A 17,793-nucleotide genomic window follows, 5' to 3' on the forward strand; every position below is an offset into this window, starting at 1 on the left:
TGCGGGCGGGGATCAGCCCAGGGTCGCGATGGCCTTGTTGAAGGTGGCCGAAGGACGCATGACGGCCTCCGCCTTCGCCGGGTCGGGCTGGTAGTAGCCGCCGATGTCGACCGGCTTGCCCTGCACGGCGACGAGCTCGTCGACGATGGTCTGCTCCTGCTCGGACAGCGTCTTGGCGAGCGGTCCGAACGCCTCGGCGAGCGCGGCGTCGGAGGTCTGCTGCGCCAGCTCCTGGGCCCAGTAGAGCGCCAGGTAGAAGTGGCTGCCGCGGTTGTCGATGCCGCCGAGCTTGCGGCTCGGGGACTTGTCCTCGTTGAGGAACGTGCCCGTGGCCCGGTCCAGGGTGTCGGCGAGCACCTTGGCGCGCGCGTTGTCCGTGGTCGTGGCCAGGTGCTCGAAGCTGACCGCGAGGGCGAGGAACTCACCCAGGCTGTCCCAGCGCAGGTAGTCCTCCTTGACCAGCTGCTGGACGTGCTTGGGCGCGGAGCCGCCGGCGCCCGTCTCGAACAGGCCGCCGCCGTTCATGAGCGGGACGACGGAGAGCATCTTCGCGCTGGTGCCCAGTTCGAGGATGGGGAAGAGGTCGGTGAGGTAGTCACGCAGGACGTTGCCGGTGACCGAGATGGTGTCCTCGCCGCGGCGGATGCGCTCCAGGGAGAACGCGGTCGCCTCCTCCGGGGTCCGGATGGAGATGTCCAGGCCCTCGGTGTCGTGGTCGGCCAGGTAGGTCTTGACCTTGGCGATGAGGTTGGCGTCGTGCGCGCGGCCCTCGTCGAGCCAGAAGACGGCCGGGCTGCCGGTCGCGCGGGCGCGGGTGACGGCGAGCTTGACCCAGTCCTGGATCGGGAGGTCCTTGGTCTGGCACATCCGGAAGATGTCACCGGCGCCGACGGCCTGCTCCAGCACGACGTCGCCCTTGCCGTCGACGACCCGCACCGTGCCGGTGGTGGGGATCTCGAAGGTCTTGTCGTGGCTGCCGTACTCCTCGGCCTTCTGCGCCATCAGACCGACGTTGGGTACGGAGCCCATGGTCGACGGGTCGAAGGCGCCGTTGGCGCGGCAGTCGTCGATGACGACCTGGTAGACACCGGCGTAGCTGCTGTCCGGGAGGACGGCGATGGTGTCGGCCTCGTTGCCGTCCGGGCCCCACATGTGGCCGGAGGTGCGGATCATGGCGGGCATGGACGCGTCGACGATGACGTCGCTCGGCACGTGCAGGTTGGTGATGCCCTTGTCGGAGTCGACCATCGCCAGGGCGGGGCCCTCGGCGAGCTCGGCCTCGAAGGACGCCTTGATCTCGGCGCCCGCGTCCACGGAGTCGAGACCCTTGAGGATGCCGCCGAGGCCGTCGTTCGGGGTCAGGCCGGCCGCCGCGAGCACGTCGCCGTACTTGGCGAAGGTGTTCGGGAAGAACGCGCGGACGACGTGGCCGAAGATGATCGGGTCGGAGACCTTCATCATCGTGGCCTTCAGGTGCACGGAGAACAGGACGCCCTCGGCCTTGGCACGCGCGACCTGGGCGGTGAAGAACTCGCGCAGCGCCGCGACACGCATGACGGCGGCGTCCACGACCTCGCCGGCCAGGACCGGGACGGACTCGCGCAGCACGGTGGTGGTGCCGTCGTCGCCCGCGAGCTCGATGCGCAGCGAGCCGGCCTCGCCGATGACGGCGGACTTCTCGGTCGAGCGGAAGTCGTCGACGCCCATGGTGGCGACGTTCGTCTTGGAGTCGGCGGACCAGGCGCCCATGCGGTGCGGGTGAGCCTTGGCGTAGTTCTTGACCGAGGCGGGGGCGCGGCGGTCGGAGTTGCCCTCACGCAGGACGGGGTTCACCGCACTGCCCTTGACCTTGTCGTACCGGGCGCGGACGTCCTTGTCCTCGTCGGTCTTCGGGTCGTCCGGGTAGTCCGGAAGCGCGTAGCCCTGCTCCTGGAGCTCGGCGATCGCGGCCTTCAGCTGCGGGATCGAGGCCGAGATGTTGGGCAGCTTGATGATGTTCGCGCCGGGAGTCTTGGCCAGCTCGCCGAGCTCGGCGAGCGCGTCATCGATACGCTGGTCGGCCTTGAGACGCTCCGGGAAGCCGGCGATGATGCGCCCCGCCAGGGAGATGTCACGGCGCTCGACCGTGACACCCGCGGTCGAGGCGTACGCCTCGATGACCGGCAGGAACGAGTACGTCGCCAGGGCAGGGGCCTCGTCGGTGTGCGTATAGATGATGGTCGAGTCAGTCACCGGGTGCTCCGCTCCACGTCTGCAACATTGCTTGACATCAAGATATCTCGTGACCGGCCCCCTCTCCACAGTGGCCCGCGCCCATTCCGGCGGAACCCGTCACTCCTGTCCGGCGGGGCGGTGGGTGCCGGGCCGTCTGCGCGCCTCGACCAGCCCGGACTCGTACGCGAACACCACCAGCTGGGCCCGGTCGCGTGCGCCCAGCTTGGTCATGGCGCGGCTGATGTGGGTCTTGGCGGTGAAGGGGCTGACCACCATGTGGACGGCGATCTCCTCGTTGGTCAGTCCCCTGGCCGCCAGCGCGGTCACCTCCCGCTCACGCCGGGTGAGCGCCTCCAGCCCCGGAGCGGTGGCACGGTCGGGGGGCCTGGAGACGAACTCGCCGATCAGCCGGCGGGTGATCCCGGGCGAGAGCAGGGCGTCGCCGCGCGCGGCGACCTCGATGGCGCGCAGCAGTTCGGCCGGTTCGGTGTCCTTGAGCAGGAATCCGGCGGCCCCGGCCCGCAGGGCGTCGAAGACGTACTCGTCGAGCCCGTAGTTGGTGAGGATCACGACGTGCACACCGGCGAGTGCCGGGTCGGCGGCGATCTCACGCGTGGCCTCGATGCCGGTCATGACGGGCATCTGTACGTCGATGAGCGCCACGTCCGGGCGGTGCCGGCGGACCAGTTCCACGCCCGCCCTGCCGTCGGCGGCCTCCCCGGTCACCTCGATGCCCTCCTCGGCGTCCAGCAGCGCGCGGAATCCCGCGCGCATGAGGGCCTGGTCGTCGACGATCACGACGCGGATCATCCGGCGGACCCCCGGGGCGGGAGGGGCAGCTCGGCACGGACGGCGAAGCCGCCCCGGGGCCGGGGCACGGTTTCGAGGGTGCCGCCGAGGGCGGTGACGCGCTCGCGCATGCCGGTCAGCCCGGTGCCGGGGGTGATCCGGTCGCCGGGCAGGCAGGGGCCCTCGTCCTCGACGGCGACCGTGAGCGCGGTGTCCGAGTAGGTGAGCCGTACCGCCGTCCCGGCCCGGTCGGCGTGCCGGGCCACATTGGTGAGTGCCTCCTGCACGATGCGGTAGGCCGCCCCGCCGACCGAGGGGGGCAGGGGCCGCTGGTCCCCCACGACGGCGACCGCGAGCGCGATGCCCGCGGCCCGCGCCCGCTCGGCGAGCTCGTCGATGCGGTCGAGGCCCGTGCAGGGGTCCACCACATCGGTGCGGAGCACCTCCAGCGTCGAGCGGAGTTCCCGCATCGCCTCGCCGCTCGCCTCCTGGATGGCCAGGAGCGCCGGCTCCACCTCGGTGCCGCGCTTGCGGGCGAGATGGACGGCGACCCCGGCCTGGAGCTTCACGATCGAGATGGAGTGGGTGAGCGAGTCGTGCAGTTCGCGGGCGATGCGCAGCCGCTCCTCGCCCGCCCGGCGCAGGGCGGTCTCCTCGCGGCTGCGTTCGGCGTCCAGGGCGCGCTGCTCGGTCTGGCGCAGATAGGCCTGCCAGTTCTTGTCGATGAGGCCCGTGACCCCCGCGCACAGGAACCAGCCGAGCAGGAGCAGCACACGCTCCGCGGTCTCCCGCACGTCCGGTCCGGCGAGCAGCAGCACCACGGTGTATCCGGCGAGGAACAGCGCCCCGACGGCTGCGCCCTGCGCCCGGTACCCGTTGCGCGCGGCGGCGTGGACGGCGACCACCACGGGCAGCGCCACCCAGCTCCCCGGGTGGGAGTGGACGGCGTAGGCGAACATGAAGAGCGTCGTCACGGCGAGCACCGTGCGCGGCGCCCGGCGGTGCGCGGCGAGCGCGAGGGAGCCGGCGGCGGCGAGCAGCAGGTCGAGCGCGCCGGGCGAGGACGCCAGGCAGGCGGCGGTGACCACGGCCGCGCCGATGGCCGCCGCGCCCGCCGTGTCCAGCAGTGTGCGCCGGCCGATGTCCCCCCGCATGAGCGGCACACTAACTCCCGTACGGCGGCGGGCGCGTCGTCCCGGAGGACGGGGTGTCCGCTACGCCCGGGGAAGTAGTGCGCGCGGGCTCCCGTCGCGACGGCGCAGCCCGGACTGCCTTCCGCCGTACGACGACCCGGCCGGGTGGGGCGGGCGAGCATCGCCGTCATGACAGGACCCTTCCGGTACACCTCGCCCGCACCGCCCAAGTCCGCCACCGGAGAGGTGGCCGGCGTCTACGAGCAGCTGGCCACCGACTTCGGCATCAAGGACGCCACGACCTTCGTCGTCCTCTCCGCCTCCCCTCCCCTGCTGACGGCCGCCTGGGCCCTGATGCGGGAATCCCTGCTGGCCGGACGTGCCTCGCGCACCGGGAAGGAGGTGGTCGCGGCGGGGGTCTCCCTGGCCAACCGGTGTCCGTTCTGTGTGACCGCGCACAGCGTGCTGCTGCACGCCACCGGTGACCACCGGCTCGCCGAGACGCTCCTGCGGGGGGAGCAGCCGAAGGACCCGGGCGAGCGGCACCTGCTCGCCTGGGGCAAGGACATGAGCGGGCCGAGGCCGTTCCCGGCGCACGAGACGGCCGAGTACGTGGGCACGGCGCTCGCCTTCCACTTCATCAACCGGGTGGTCTCCTCCCTGCTGACCGAGGTGATGCTCCCCGGCGGCGTCGAGCGATACCGGCTGGTGCGGAGCACCGCGGGCCGCTCCCTGGCCCGTACGGTGCGCCGCGAGCTCGAACCGGGCGCCTCGCTGCCGCTGCTCGGCACCGAGGGCGAGCCACCGTCCTGGGCTCCGGAGGGCCCCGTGGGAACGGCGTACGGGGCGCTGCGCACGGCGGCCCGCACGGGCGCGGGGCTGCTGAGCGAGGAGGACGCCGCGTTCGTACGGGACTCCGTGGCGGCCTGGGACGGTGTCACGCCCCTGCCCCTGGCCGCGGAACTGCCCTCGCGGGCGGAACGGCCGGGTGCCAGGCTGGCCCTGCTCGCGGCGCGTGCTCCCTACCGGATCACCGACGAGGACGTGGCCGCGTGGCATGTCCCGCCCCGGACGGACCACTGCCTGGTCCACCTCGTCGCGTTCGGCGCGATCTGTGCCGTCGAGCGCGTCGAGGCGCTCGTGCACACGGCGGCCGGGGAGCACGCGTGAACGCGGCGGAGGCGTGGAAGGGTCCCCTCGGCCGACACTGGGCCGCGCACGCCGAGCGGTACGACGCGATGCCGGCCCCCTTCGACGCGGCGCTCTTCGAAGCGGCGGCCCTGGGAGCGGCCGACCGGGTCCTGGACATCGGGTGCGGCAGCGGTGGGACCAGCCGGGCCGCCGCGCGGTTCGCGTCTTCGTGTCGCGCTCGCAGGGGCCACCGGTCCCGGACGCGACCCACGCCGCGATCGCGGACGTCTTCCGGCGCTACGAGACACCCGGGGGCGTCCTGCTGGGGGCCGGGATCTGAGTGGTCAGCGCCCGCCGGCCGCGCTGAGCGCCGGCGGCCGGTGCTCGAACCAGCGCCGGTCGGACTCCAGTTGGGCGGCGAGGGAAATGAGCCGGGCCTCGCTGCGGGAGGGGCCGAGGAGCTGGGCACCGACGGGCAGGCCGTCGCGTGTGAAACCCGCCGGGACGTTGACACCCGGCCAGCCGAGGACGTTCCAGGGCCAGGCGTAGGGGCAGGCCGCGGTCATGGAGAGGTCGGTGCGCCAGGCGCTGAGATGGTCGAACTCCCCCACGCGCGGCGGCGGGGCGGCCGTGGTCGGGGTGAGCAGCACGTCGTATCCGCGCCCGTCGCCGCCGCGCGAGGTGTCGAAGAACGCGCCGATCCTGGCGTGCTGGCGCACCTCCCGGGCGCGGGCGGCCCGGACGATCCGGCCGCCGAGCCGGGTCCCGGTGCGCAGGGCGCTGCGGGTGCGCGCGTCCAGGAGCCCGGGTTCCGGATGCAGTGCGGCGAGTTCGGCGATGCCCGCGGTGGCGCGGGGCACGAAGGAGAGGCCGATCAGCCCGTAGCGGGGGTGTGCCTCCTCGACGTGGTGGCCGAGCCGGGCGAGTGTCTCGGCGAGCGCGGTGACGGCCCGCAGGACCTCCGGGTGGGGCGCGTTGCGGGTGAGGGTGAGCGGGGGCCGCAGGGCGAGACCGATGCGCAGGCTGCCCGGGTCGCGGCGGGCCGCGGCGGACGCGTCGACGGCGGGCGGGCGGTGCGGGTCTCCGGGGTGCGGCCCGGCCGCCGCGTCCAGGAGGAGCGCGGCGTCGGCGACGGTGCGGGCGAGGGGTCCGTTGACGGTGAGGCCCTGGAAGGCGTCGCTGTGGGGGTGTACGGAGATCCGGCCGCGCTGCGGTTTGATTCCGACGAGGTGCGTCCAGGCGGCGGGGATGCGGATGGAGCCCGCGCCGTCCGAGCCCAGCGCGGCGGGGACGAGCCCGGCGGCCACGGCCGCCGCCGAGCCGCCCGACGAACCGCCGGGCGTGTGCGCGGTGTTCCAGGGGTTGCGGGTGACGCCGAAGGCGGGCCCTTCGGTGAAGGCCCACTGACCGAACTCGCAGGAGTTGGTCTTGCCGACGACGACGGCCCCGGCCGCCCGGAGCCTGCGCACCGCCTCGCTGTCGGCGGCGGCGGGCGGCAGCGCTCCGTCGCAGCCGAAGTAGGTGGGCATGCCCTCGACGTCGGTGTCGTCCTTGACGGCGACCGGGACCCCGAGGAGCGGCAGCCGCTCCCCTGCCGCGAGCCGCCGGTCGGCGTCGGCGGCCTCGGCGAGCGCGGCCTCGGTGCGCAGCTGGCGGAAGGCGTTGAGGGTGCGGCGGCTCGCCTCGATGCGTGCGAACGCGGCGGCGACCTGCGCGGTGGACGTGGTCCGGCCCTCGGCCAGTTCCCGGGCGCAGCCGGCGAGGCCGGGCGGTGGGGGCGGCTCGGCCGGACTGATCGGTCCGGTCCGCTCCATGGGGTCTGCCGAAGACATCGCCGTCGCCTCCTCGCGTCCGCCGGAGCACCGGCCCGCCCCGGGCCGCCCGAGCGGGGTCTACTGGAGAGTAACGAGGCGTGCGGGGCCACTCAAGCACGCCGCACGCGGAGCGGTGCCCGTCTCCCCCGCGCGTACGCCGGGGAGACGGGCGCCGTGGACCCGGAGGGACTACGGGTGTACGTGGATCTCGCCGATGCCCGAGCCGAGGCCCGCGCAGTGGGCGGTCGACTGCCCGGACTCGCCCGGCCTGAGCGTGACGTGGTCGCCGTCCACGTCGGGTGACCAGCCGCAGACCAGATGCACCCAGAAGGTCTGCGTGGCCGAGCCGTTGTTCCTGCACAGCGCGTAGCCGGTGTAATCGTCGATGGCGTGCTTGCCGGTGTGGCAGGACAGCCCCGGCGGGATGGCGGCGGGTGCGACGGCCACCGCGGCGGTGGCAGGCACCGCGAGTGCGACGGTCAGACCGGTGACGGCCGCGCCTCGCACGAGCGCGCGGACGGTGTCCCCCCTGAGCGGCTTCTTCATGGTCTCCCCTTCGATTCCGGTCGAGTTCCGGTGATCTTCACGGGCAGCCATCCCCCACGTTCCGTAGCCAAAAACAGCGCCGAACCTCACCCTCCGTACACTCGGTCCGCCGCGCAGGCAACCGCGCGCGGGCGTACGCTCGCCAATAGGGGTGAACCCCGCCCGCCAAGGCCCTGACCAGGGATGTTTCCGAGGAGGCGCCGTGACGAAACAGCGCACAGCCGCTCGCGCCGCCGCCTGCGCTTCGGTCGTCGTGCTCGCCGTCGCCGGTGGCACGGCGGCCCACGCGGACGACGACATCGAGTCGCTCCCCGCCGAGCAGATCGCCGACCGCTCACGCGAGGCGCTGCTCGACGTACGGTCCGTTCATCTGCGCGCCCAGGGGGACCTGGGGAAGGACCGGACGCCGATGACGGTCGATCTCACCCTGGACCGGGACGGCAACTGCGCGGGCTCCGTGGACCTCGGCACCGACCAGGGCTCCGTCGAGATCATCAAACGGGGCGACGCGGTCTGGCTGAAACCGGACGCGGACTTCTGGAAGAACCAGGTGCCGATCGGCGGCGCCGCCTTCGACGCCGTACTCGCCGGGCGGTTCATGAAGGGCGAGGCCTCGGACTCCAGGCTGGGCCCCGTCGTCCAGGCGTGCGATCTGGACACCTTCCGCGAGCTGGTCTCCGACAACTCCGGCACGGCCACCGGGACGTTCACCAAGGGGAAGGTGACGACGGTCGACGGCGTGCGCACGGTCCCGGTCACGCGGACCGTGCACGATCAGAGGCTGACGGCGTACGTGGACACGGAGGGCGAGCACCTGCCGGTCCGGATCACCGTGGCGGGCGACGGGGCGGACGCGGCCGTGGACTTCTCCGGCTTCGACAAGCCGGTGCCCACGGCCACTCCGCCCGCCGACGACACGGTGGACGTCAGCGCCGTGCTCGGCCGGGCTCCGTCCCAGTCCTGACGCCGGAGCTCAGCAGGGCGTACAGCACCAGCGACGTGGCCAGCCCGACCGCCCAGCCGTAGTCCGCCAGCGGCTTCAGGAAGGGGATCAGACCGTCGGCCGGGAACGGCCCCTTGCCCGGGGCGGAGTGGGAACCGCCCACCGCGAGGACGCCGCCGGCCACGAAGGCGGCCACGGCACGCCAGTTCCATCCGTGGGTGTACCAGTAGCGGCCGCCCGGCAGATAGAGGTCCGGGAGGTGGAGGACGGTGCGGCGGATGATCCAGTAGTCGGCGATCAGGATGCCGGCCACCGTGCCGAGCAGACCGCCGACGAGGCCCAGCCAGGTGAAGATGTACAGCTCGGGCGTCTCGGTGAGCTTCCACGGCATGATCAGGACACCGACGACACCGGTGATCAGCGCGCCTGTACGGAAGTTGATGAGCTTCGGCGCCAGATTGGCCAGGTCGTACGCCGGTGAGACGACGTTCGCCGCGATGTTCACGGAGATGGTCGCGACCAGCACGGTGATCAGCCCGAAGAGCAGCCCGAAGACGTTGTCGGTCTTCGCGACGAGCTGGACCGGGTCCCAGATGGCCTCCCCGTACACCGCCTGCGAGCCGGAGGTGACGAAGACGGAGAGCAGCGCGAAGAATGTCATCGTGGTCGGCAGCCCCAGCGACTGGCCTCGAACCTGGGCGCGTTGGCCGGCGCCGAAGCGGGTGAAGTCGGGGATGTTCAGGGAGAGCGTGGACCAGAAGGCGATCATGCCCATGAGCGAGGGGAAGAAGACCGGCCAGAAGTCCGCGCCCCAGCCGAGGGCCGACGGCTGGTCCAGGAGCGGGCCGAACCCGCCGGCCCTGGAGGCCATCCAGACCAGCAGGACGACCGCGCCGACGAGGACGAAGGGCGCCGCCCAGTTCTCGAAGCGGCGCAGGGTGTCCATGCCCCGGTAGATGATGGCGAGTTCCAGTGCCCAGAAGAGCACGAAGCAGAGCCAGAGCGTCCAGGGCTGCCCGCCGATCTCACCGGCCTGCGCCCAGCCGCCGAAGATCTTGCCCAGCAGCGTGAAGATGCCGACGCCGCCGATCCACGTCTGGATGCCGAACCACGCGCAGGCGACGGCCGCCCTGATCAGCGCAGGCAGGTTGGCGCCGCGCAGCCCGAAGGAGGCACGGGCCAGGACGGGGAACGGAATGCCGTACTTGGGACCCGCGTGCCCGGTCAGCAGCATCGGGGCCAGCACGATCAGGTTGGCCAGCGCGATCGTCAGCACGGCCTGCTTCCAGTCCATGCCGAGCGCGACGAGCCCGGAGGCGAGCAGCCAGGAGGGGATGTTGTGGGCCATCCCGATCCACAGGGCCGCGAAGTTGTACGTCGTCCAGGTGCGCCGCTCCAGCGGGACCGGCAGAAGGTCGTCGTTGACGAAGCGTGAGTCGTCGGGAACGGAACCGGGGGCGAGCCCGATCCGGCCCGAGGGGTCGGGTATCGGCTCCCCCGGGGTGGACGGTGGGACGGGAGGGACGGTAGCGGTCATCCTGGCTTGACCCTTCGCTCGGGAGAGGTGCCGTGCGGGGCGTGGGCGTGTGGTGCCCGGACCACCTGCCGGATGCGGGAGGGGTCAGGCGGAGAGCGCGGGGATGACCGTCGAGCCGTAGGCGTCGATCGTCGCCTCCCGCGCGTCGTGCATGTTGTAGACGGCGAACTGGTCGACGCCCAGGTCCCGCAGGACCTGGAGCTTCTCGACATGGGCCTCGGCGGGTCCCAGCAGGCAGAACCGGTCGACGATCTCGTCGGGGACGAAGGCCGTGTCCGGGTTCCCTGCGCGGCCGTGATGGCTGTAGTCGTATCCGGAACGCCCCGCGATGTACTCCGTGAGGGCCTCGGGCACCAGGCCGGAGTGCTCCCCGTACCGCGAGACGAGGTCCGCGACGTGGTTGCCGACCATGCCGCCGAACCAGCGGCACTGCTCGCGGGCGTGGTCCAGGTCCTCGCCCACATAGGCGGGTGCGGCAACGCAGATGGTCACGGAGTCCGGGTCGCGCCCGGCCTCGGCCGCGGCGTCGCGTACCGCCTTGACCATCCACTCGGTGAGGTAGGGGTCGGCCAGCTGGAGGATGAAGCCGTCGGCCTTCTGCCCGGCCAGCGCGAGGGCCTTGGGCCCGTACGCGGCCATCCAGACGGGCAGGCTGCCGTTCTTGACCCAGGGGATCTGGACGGGCTGGCCGTCGACGGTGGCCTCGCGCCCCTCGGCGAGGTCGCGGATCACGTCGATGGCCTCGCCCAGCCTGGCCAGGGTGTTGGGCTTGCGCCCGGCCACCCGCATCGCGGAGTCGCCGCGCCCGATGCCGCAGACGGTGCGGTTGCCGTACATGTCGTTGAGGGTGGCGAAGGTGGAGGCGGTGACCTCCCAGGTGCGGGTGCCCGGGTTGGTCACCATCGGCCCGACGGTCATCCGCTCGGTGTGCTCCAGGATCCGGCTGTAGATGACGAAGGGCTCCTGCCACAGCACGGCCGAGTCGAAGGTCCAGCCGTAGCGGAAGCCGTTGCGCTCCGCCCGGCGCATGAGTCCCACGACGGCGGAGGCGGGCGGGTCGGTCTGGAGGACGAGTCCGAAATCCATGACAGATGCTCCTGTTCGAAGTACTGACACATGGCGCGCGGGTGCCGATGCCGTGCCCGGAGCGGCGTCGATCCGCCCCCCGCGTACGCCGGACAGCCGGCGCACCCGGGCGGGGGGACAATCCTGGACCGCTTCCCGGCCTTTGGGAAGGGGGAGTCTACGCGCGAAGCATTCGCGTACGGGGGAGCATCGGGCAAGGACCTTCCGAGTCGCCCGACGGGTGATCAGAAACGCCCCGGGGAGCGCGGCACGGGCTCAGGCGCTGCCCGGGGAGGAGCCCGTGGGCGTCACAGGTACTGGCTGAGACCCCGCGGCAGATACGTCCCGTGGCCCGCGTGCCCCACGTACGCGCGGTCCTTGATGACCGGGACCCCGCGTGACAGCACCGTCTCCACCCGTCCCGTCACCCTCTTGCCCTCGTAGGCGGAGTAGTCGACGTTCATGTGGTGCGTCTCGGCGGAGATCGTCTGCTCCGCGCCCGGGTCGTAGACCACGATGTCGGCGTCGGCTCCGGGGGCGATGGTGCCCTTCTTCGGGTAGAGCCCGAACATCCTGGCCGGGGAGGCGCAGGCGATCTCGATCCAGCGCCTGCGGGTGATGTGGCCGTCCACGACAGCCTGGTGGAGGAGGTCCAGCCTGTTCTCCACGCCCGGCATGCCGTTGGGGATCTTGGAGAAGTCGCCCCGGCCCAGCTCCTTCTGGCCGGAGAAGCAGAACGGGCAGTGGTCGGTGGACACGACCTGGAGCTCGTTGTTGCGCAGCCCGCGCCAGAGCGCCTCCTGGTGCTCCCGGGGGCGCAGCGGGGTCGAGCAGACGTACTTCGCGCCTTCGAAGTCCGGCTCGGCGAGGTTGTCCGTGGAGAGGAAGAGGTACTGCGGACAGGTCTCGCCGAACACCGGGAGTCCCTTGTGGCGGGCGCTCGCGATCTCGGCGACGGCCTCGTCCGCGGAGACGTGCACGACATAGAGTGGCGCCCCCGCGACCCGGGCGAGCTGGACGGCGCGGTGCGTGGCCTCGGCCTCCAGGGCCACCTTGCGCACGTCACCGTGGTAGCGCGGGTCGGTGCGGCCCTCGGCGAGTGCCTGCTCGACCAGGACGTCGATGGCGATGCCGTTCTCGGCGTGCATCATGATCAGGCCGCCGTTGCCGGAGGCCCGCTGCATGGCGCGGAGGATCTGGCCGTCGTCGCTGTAGAAGACGCCCGGGTAGGCCATGAAGAGCTTGAACGAGGTGATGCCCTCGGCGACCAGACGGTCCATCTCCTTGAGCGAGGACTCGTTCACATCGGAGAGGATCATGTGGAAGCCGTAGTCGATGGCGCAGTTGCCGTCGGCCTTGGCGTGCCAGGCGTCGAGCCCTTCACGCGGCGAGCGGCCCATGCTCTGGATGGCGAAGTCCACGATGGTGGTGGTGCCGCCCCACGCCGCGGCCCGGGTCCCGGTCTCGAAGGTGTCGGCGGCGTAGGTCCCGCCGAACGGCATCTCCATGTGGGTGTGGGCGTCGACGCCCCCGGGGATCACGTACTTGCCCGTCGCGTCGATAACTGTGTCGGCGGTCCACCCGTGGCTCTCCGGAGTGGCGAGGGCGACGACGCGTCCGCCGTCGACGAGCACGTCCACGTGGAGTTCGTCGGATGCGGTGATGACCAGGCCGCCGGTGATCAGAGTGCGTGTCACAACTCGTCTCCATTCGCGTCGGTACGCAGACCGCCCGGACCGACCGGCCCGGCCGGTCTCCTCGGCGCACCGGGAGTCCGTCCGGGGACCGGGCGGGCTGCCGTTCGGGCCGCCCCCGGGGGTGCGCGGGCACGCCCGGGCGGGCGGTGCGGGCGCCGCCCCGAGTGGCGCGCTCCGGCAGATCCTTCCACACGGAGCCGCGCCGGTCCGTGTCCCACGACGCCGTGCGCCGACATCGCGAGGGGGCCAATCCTGGACCGCTTCCCGCTCCTTGGGAAGGGGGCGCCGTCGCGGTGTCCCGGGGTCCGGGCTCCCGTGTGAACACGGGGCGTACTCCGGCGCGGACGCCGGGCGCGCGTCAGGCGCCGGGGTGGGCGGACCGACGCAGCTGCCGGAAGCCCCGGTCGTAGTAGACGAGGGGGTCGCCCCGGCCGGGCAGGACGTGCCGGACGGCGCCGACCAGGATGATGTGGTCCCCGGCCGGGTGACGGGCGTGCACCGCGCAGTCCAGGACCGCGAGCGCGCCCGCGACGGCGGGGAACAGCCGCGGGGTGGGCGCGGTGTCCTCGCTGCGGAACTTGTCCCCGCCGGAGCGGGCGAACCGGGTGGCCAGCGCGCTCTGATCGTCGCGCAGGAGACTGACGGCGAAGCCCTGGCACTCGCTGAACACCTGGTACGAACTCGATGTCCTGGCCAGGCACACGAGCACCAGCGGGGGGTCCATGGAGACGGAACAGAACGAGGTGGCGGTGAACCCGCGCGGGGCTCCTTCGGCGTCCCATGTGGTGACGACGACGACCCCGCCCGCGAGCCGGGCCATGGCGGCGCGGAAGTCCTCGCCGGCCGGCGGGGACTCCGGTGCCGCGGTACTCCCCCGGTCGGTGCGGTTCACGGCAGGACCACCACCTGCGCGGCGTAGTTGAGTCCCGCCCCGAAGCCCACGAGGAGGGCGGTGTCGCCCGAGGAGACCTGCTGGGAGGCGAGCATCGACTCCAGGGCGAGCGGCACGGAGGCCGCGGAGGTGTTCCCGGAGCGTGTCACGTCGCGTGCCACCGCGGTTCTGCCGGTCAGGCCCAGCCGCTCGGACATGAGGTCGATCATCCGGAGGTTCGCCTGGTGCGGCACGAAGGCGTCGAGCTCGCCCGGTGCCGTGCCGGCCTCCTCCAGCGCCCGTGCCGCGGCCGGGGCGACCTCGTCCATGGCCCACCGGAAGACGCGACGGCCGTCCATCCGCATCCAGGGCCGCTCCCCCGGGCCTGCGGAGGTGGTGCCGGGGCCTGCCCAGGGTGCGGTCATCCGCAGGGCGTCGCCGTGAGCGCCGTCCGCCCGCCGTACGACGGGGCCGATGCCCGGTGCGGCGGAGTCGCCGACGACGGCCGCGCCCGCACCGTCCGCGAAGAGGAAGGAGATGGTGCGGTCGGTGGGCTCCACGATGTCCGTCATGCGTTCGGCCCCGACGACCAGGACCCGGCGCGCGCTGCCCGCCCTGACCGCGTCGGACGCCAGGGCGAGCGCGTGGCAGAAGCCGGCGCAGGCGCCGGAGAGGTCGAGGGCGGCTGCCGCCCGTGCGCCCAGCTCGTGGGCCACGCGCACGGCGAGCGGCGGGGTCTGCACGAGGTTGGACATGCTCGCCACCAGGACGAGGTCGACATCGGCGGGCGGAGTGCCCGCCTGGGCCAGGGCCTTCTCGGCCGCCGCCGCCGCCATCACCGGCAGGCTCTCGTCGGGGGCGGCGAAGCGCCGCTCGACGATGCCGCTGCGGGTCTCGATCCACTCCTCGCTGGAGTCGATGAGCCGGCAGATCTCCGCGTTGCCGACCACCCGGCGCGGCCGGTATCCGCCGATCCCGAGCAGCGCGCTGTGGCGCGTCCCGGCCGTGCTGATGGTCCATGGCATAGCCGTCTTCCTCCCTCTCGGCTCCGGCGCCGCGGTCCGGACGCCCTGCCGGGCCCAGCGTCGGGGCGGGCGGTGGAGAAGTCCTCGAACCCCGCTCAGGGCTCGTGGGAGGCCCTGGGCGCAGTGCGCCGAGGGGCTCGTGGAATGCCCCGGACGCAGTGCGCCGCGGGCGTCGGACGGGTACCGTCCGACGACACTCCGGCCAGCAGGAACAACCCTGTGTCGCAAGGCCGTTCGACGTACACTGACCTTCGTCCGGGGGGAGCCACTGTGATACGGCTGATCATCGCTGAGCACGTACCCATGCTGCGCGGGGCCCTGGTGGCCCTGTTGCAGATGGAGCAGGACTTCCACGTCGTGGCGGAGGCCGGCCGCGCGGAGGACATCCTCCTGACCGTGCTGGAGTTCCGCCCCGACGTCGCGGTGATCGACATCGACCTTCCCGGCACCGACGGGCTGGAGGCGGTGGCGAAAATCCGCTCGTGCCTGCCCTCCTGCCGGCTTCTGATCATCACGGGGCACCCCGCCACGGCGACCCTGCTGCGGGCGCTCGGGGTCGAGGTCGACGGTTATCTGCTCAAGGACGCGCTGCCGAGCGATCTGGCCCGGGCGATCCGCAAGGTGGTGGCCGGGCAGCGGGTCATAGATCCGCAGCTCACCCTCTCGTCCTGGGACAGACCGTTACCCAGGCTGACGCCCCGCGAGGCGACGATCCTGCGCCTCACCGCCGGCGGCGAGGACGTGCAGAACATCGCCCGGGAGCTGCATCTGAGCACCGGAACGGTCCGCAACCACCTCACGGCGATCGGCCGCAAGCTCGGCGCGCGCAACCGGGTGGACGCGGTGCGCATCGCGCAGGAGAACCGCCTCATCTGACCCCGGGTCAGCCGGCGTCGCCCCGGCCCTCCCGCTCGTCCGTGAGCGCGCGCTCGTACACCCTGAGGGTGTCGATGAACGTCCTGCGCTCGGCGGGACTCAGCGGTTCGAGGGCGGTACGCCAGGCCCGCACGCCGTTCCCCAGCCAGCCGCGCACCGCCTCCACGTACTCCCCGGAGATGCCGACGATCCTGCGGCGCCGGTCGGCCGGGTCGCTGTCGCGGTCGACCACGCCGTAGCCGTTCAGCTCGCCCACGAGCAGGCTGACGGTGGCAGGCGCGACCTCCAGGCGGGTCGCGAGCTCGGTGACGGAGAGCGGTCCGTCGAAGTACAGATAGGCCAGCAGCGACAGGTGGCGCGGCGCGAGGTTGTACTTCTCCAGCTGCGGCGGCACCGGTGTGCGCTTGGTACGGGCGACGACGCGCGGCATCAGCAGCAGCAGCGTGCGGACCCCGTCGTCGACCCCGAGGTCGTGCGAGGGGTCGGCTCCGGTCCGGTCGGCGCTTGACATGACACACCCCCCGGAATAGCTTTGTTTTGAAAGCAAAGCTATTCGCTCCACTCTCCCCTGCAGCTCGAGCCTACCGGAGGGCCGACCCATGACGGTGGAACATCTGGCCGTATCACCACCGCCGCCGCAGTACAGCCCGAAGCGGTGGGCCACGCTGGCCGTGACCCTGTTCGCCGTCTTCATGGACATGGTGGACAACACCGTCCTCAACGTCGCGCTGCCCGCGGTGCAGCGCGACCTGGACGCCTCGTCCTCGCAGCTGGAATGGTCCGTGGCCGGATACACGCTGGCCTTCGCGGCCGCGATGATCACCGGCGCCCGGCTCGGCGACCAGCTGGGCCGTCGCCGCATCTACCTGATCGGCCTCGGCGCCTTCGTCGCCACCTCGGCGCTGGCGGGCGCCGCCGTCAACGCGGAGATGCTCATCATCGCCCGTGTCCTCCAGGGCGTCGCGGCGGCCCTGATGGTGCCCCAGGTCCTGGCGATGCTCCAGGTCGACTTCCCCAAGTCCGAGCGGCCCAAGGCGATGTCGCTCTACGGGATGTCGCTCGCCGTCGGAGGCATCGGCGGCCCGCTGCTCGGCGGCATCCTGCTCCAGGCAGACCTGTTCGACCTGGGCTGGCGGCCGGTGTTCTACATCAACGTGCCGGTCGGCCTGATCGCGCTCGCCGCCGCCGCCTACCTCACCCGGGAGTCGCGCGCCGACGCCCGGGAGTCCTTCGACATCCGCGGCACCCTGCTCGCGACCGCGGGACTGGTCAGCCTGCTCTATCCGCTCGTCCAGGGACGGGAACTGGGCTGGCCGTGGTGGACCTTCGCCCTGATGGTCGCCTGCCCGGTCCTCCTCTGGCTCTTCGCCGTCTACGAGCGCCGGGTGGCCGCCCGGGGCGAGTCCCCGATCATCGACCCGGAACTCCTGCGCCACCGCAGCTCGGTGGGCGGACTGCTGGTCGCCGTCCTGTTCTTCTGCGGCATGGCCTACCAGGTGGTGCTGACGGTCCACCTCCAGACGGCCGAGGGCTACTCCCCGCTGCGTACGGCGGTGGCGCTGGCCACCTTCACCGTGGGCGTGGGAATCGGATCGGCCATCGCTCCCCAGCTGATGCCCCTCGGCCGCAAGGTCGTGCTCCTGGGCTGCGCGGTCATCGCCGTGGGCATGGGCATCGTGACCTGGACCGTCGACCACTGGTCCGGATCGCTGGAGTGGTGGCACCTGGTCCCCGGCATGGTGATCTCCGGTGTCGGCCTCGCCATGGTGGCCGGGACCCTGCTGACGATCGTGCTGGCGAAGATGCCCAAGTCGTCGTCGGGAGCCGCCTCCTCGCTGGTCAACACGGCCATCCAGGTCGGCGCGGCGACCGGTGTCGCGATCGTGGGCACCGTCTACTTCACCCTGCTGGAGGACCACCACTCCCCCGTCGACTCCGCGGTGACCGGGCTGCTGACGGTCGTCGGGCTCTACGTACTCGCCGGGCTGCTCGCCTTCGTCCTGCCTCCGGGCCGGGTCGACATGAGCGAGCTCGAATCCGACGAGGACGACGAGGACGACGAGGCTGGCGACCGGCCCGGAGCGGCCGTGCCGACCGGGGTCGCCCCGCCGGGGGCCTGACCCCGACGTACCTACCGGCCGGCAGGAACCTC

Annotated in this window: 15 protein-coding genes; 4 read left to right on the forward strand and 11 right to left on the reverse strand. The window is 72.3% G+C overall.

All coding sequences use genetic code 11. From position 1 onward, the window contains the following. Nucleotides 1-12: 12 nt before the first annotated feature. The 3 genes from ACWCQM_RS21650 to ACWCQM_RS21660 form a co-directional block, all read right to left on the reverse strand. Nucleotides 13-2,232: an NADP-dependent isocitrate dehydrogenase gene (locus ACWCQM_RS21650; RefSeq protein WP_450916798.1), complete on the reverse strand. Its 2,220-nt coding sequence runs from the start codon at nucleotides 2,230-2,232 to the stop codon at nucleotides 13-15. Between the two features lie 99 nt (nucleotides 2,233-2,331). Next, nucleotides 2,332-3,024 (reverse strand): response regulator, encoded by a 693-nt coding sequence (locus ACWCQM_RS21655; protein ID WP_267078154.1) that lies wholly within the window; start codon nucleotides 3,022-3,024, stop codon nucleotides 2,332-2,334. Then, nucleotides 3,021-4,157, reverse strand: a complete 1,137-nt coding sequence (locus ACWCQM_RS21660) for a sensor histidine kinase (RefSeq protein ID WP_450916799.1) — start codon at nucleotides 4,155-4,157, stop codon at nucleotides 3,021-3,023. The genes ACWCQM_RS21655 and ACWCQM_RS21660 overlap by 4 nt, the downstream gene beginning before the upstream one ends. Nucleotides 4,158-4,325: 168 nt before the next feature. On the opposite strand from ACWCQM_RS21660, the gene ACWCQM_RS21665 reads away from it, so the two are divergent. Then, complete coding sequence (locus tag ACWCQM_RS21665; RefSeq protein WP_450916800.1) at nucleotides 4,326-5,306, forward strand: carboxymuconolactone decarboxylase family protein; 981 nt, start codon at nucleotides 4,326-4,328, stop codon at nucleotides 5,304-5,306. A 305-nt stretch (nucleotides 5,307-5,611) separates the two neighbouring features. Here ACWCQM_RS21665 and ACWCQM_RS21670 read toward each other — a convergent pair whose 3' ends face one another. Both ACWCQM_RS21670 and ACWCQM_RS21675 read right to left on the reverse strand, forming a co-directional pair. Continuing rightward, nucleotides 5,612-7,099 (reverse strand): amidase, encoded by a 1,488-nt coding sequence (locus ACWCQM_RS21670; protein ID WP_450916801.1) that lies wholly within the window; start codon nucleotides 7,097-7,099, stop codon nucleotides 5,612-5,614. Nucleotides 7,100-7,270: 171 nt separating this feature from the next. Then, complete coding sequence (locus ACWCQM_RS21675) at nucleotides 7,271-7,627, reverse strand: hypothetical protein (protein ID WP_450916802.1); 357 nt, start codon at nucleotides 7,625-7,627, stop codon at nucleotides 7,271-7,273. Nucleotides 7,628-7,829: 202 nt separating this feature from the next. On the opposite strand from ACWCQM_RS21675, the gene ACWCQM_RS21680 reads away from it, so the two are divergent. Beyond that, nucleotides 7,830-8,591, forward strand: a complete 762-nt coding sequence (locus ACWCQM_RS21680; RefSeq protein ID WP_450916803.1) for a hypothetical protein — start codon at nucleotides 7,830-7,832, stop codon at nucleotides 8,589-8,591. On the opposite strand, the gene ACWCQM_RS21685 is transcribed toward ACWCQM_RS21680, so the two are convergent. The 5 genes from ACWCQM_RS21685 to ACWCQM_RS21705 all read right to left on the reverse strand — a co-directional run bounded on the left by ACWCQM_RS21685 (nucleotide 8,554) and on the right by ACWCQM_RS21705 (nucleotide 14,765). Beyond that, entirely contained in the window at nucleotides 8,554-10,107 is a 1,554-nt protein-coding gene (locus tag ACWCQM_RS21685; RefSeq protein WP_450916804.1) for an NCS1 family nucleobase:cation symporter-1, read from the reverse strand. The genes ACWCQM_RS21680 and ACWCQM_RS21685 overlap by 38 nt on opposite strands. 84 nt (nucleotides 10,108-10,191) lie before the next feature. Continuing rightward, the gene (locus ACWCQM_RS21690) at nucleotides 10,192-11,193 is read right to left on the reverse strand and encodes a TIGR03842 family LLM class F420-dependent oxidoreductase (protein WP_450916805.1); all 1,002 of its coding nucleotides are present in this window, start codon (nucleotides 11,191-11,193) and stop codon (nucleotides 10,192-10,194) included. A gap of 287 nt (nucleotides 11,194-11,480) precedes the next feature. Beyond that, entirely contained in the window at nucleotides 11,481-12,869 is a 1,389-nt protein-coding gene (hydA, locus tag ACWCQM_RS21695) for a dihydropyrimidinase (RefSeq protein WP_450916806.1), read from the reverse strand. Between the two features lie 358 nt (nucleotides 12,870-13,227). After that, nucleotides 13,228-13,761, reverse strand: coding sequence for a flavin reductase family protein (locus ACWCQM_RS21700; RefSeq protein WP_450916807.1), 534 nt, complete (start codon nucleotides 13,759-13,761; stop codon nucleotides 13,228-13,230). Next, entirely contained in the window at nucleotides 13,758-14,765 is a 1,008-nt protein-coding gene (locus ACWCQM_RS21705) for a beta-ketoacyl-ACP synthase III (protein ID WP_450916808.1), read from the reverse strand. The genes ACWCQM_RS21700 and ACWCQM_RS21705 overlap by 4 nt, the downstream gene beginning before the upstream one ends. 270 nt (nucleotides 14,766-15,035) lie before the next feature. Here ACWCQM_RS21705 and ACWCQM_RS21710 point away from each other — a divergent pair, with 270 nt between their 5' ends. Further along, on the forward strand, nucleotides 15,036-15,641 hold the full coding sequence (locus ACWCQM_RS21710) for a response regulator (RefSeq protein WP_450916809.1): 606 nt from the start codon (nucleotides 15,036-15,038) through the stop codon (nucleotides 15,639-15,641). Nucleotides 15,642-15,648: 7 nt separating this feature from the next. Here ACWCQM_RS21710 and ACWCQM_RS21715 read toward each other — a convergent pair whose 3' ends face one another. Further along, nucleotides 15,649-16,152 (reverse strand): MarR family winged helix-turn-helix transcriptional regulator, encoded by a 504-nt coding sequence (locus tag ACWCQM_RS21715; protein WP_450916810.1) that lies wholly within the window; start codon nucleotides 16,150-16,152, stop codon nucleotides 15,649-15,651. A gap of 88 nt (nucleotides 16,153-16,240) precedes the next feature. On the opposite strand from ACWCQM_RS21715, the gene ACWCQM_RS21720 reads away from it, so the two are divergent. Then, on the forward strand, nucleotides 16,241-17,761 hold the full coding sequence (locus tag ACWCQM_RS21720) for an MFS transporter (protein WP_450916811.1): 1,521 nt from the start codon (nucleotides 16,241-16,243) through the stop codon (nucleotides 17,759-17,761). Nucleotides 17,762-17,793 lie beyond the last annotated feature (32 nt).

The sequence above is a fragment of the Streptomyces sp. NPDC002125 genome (assembly GCF_053593715.1).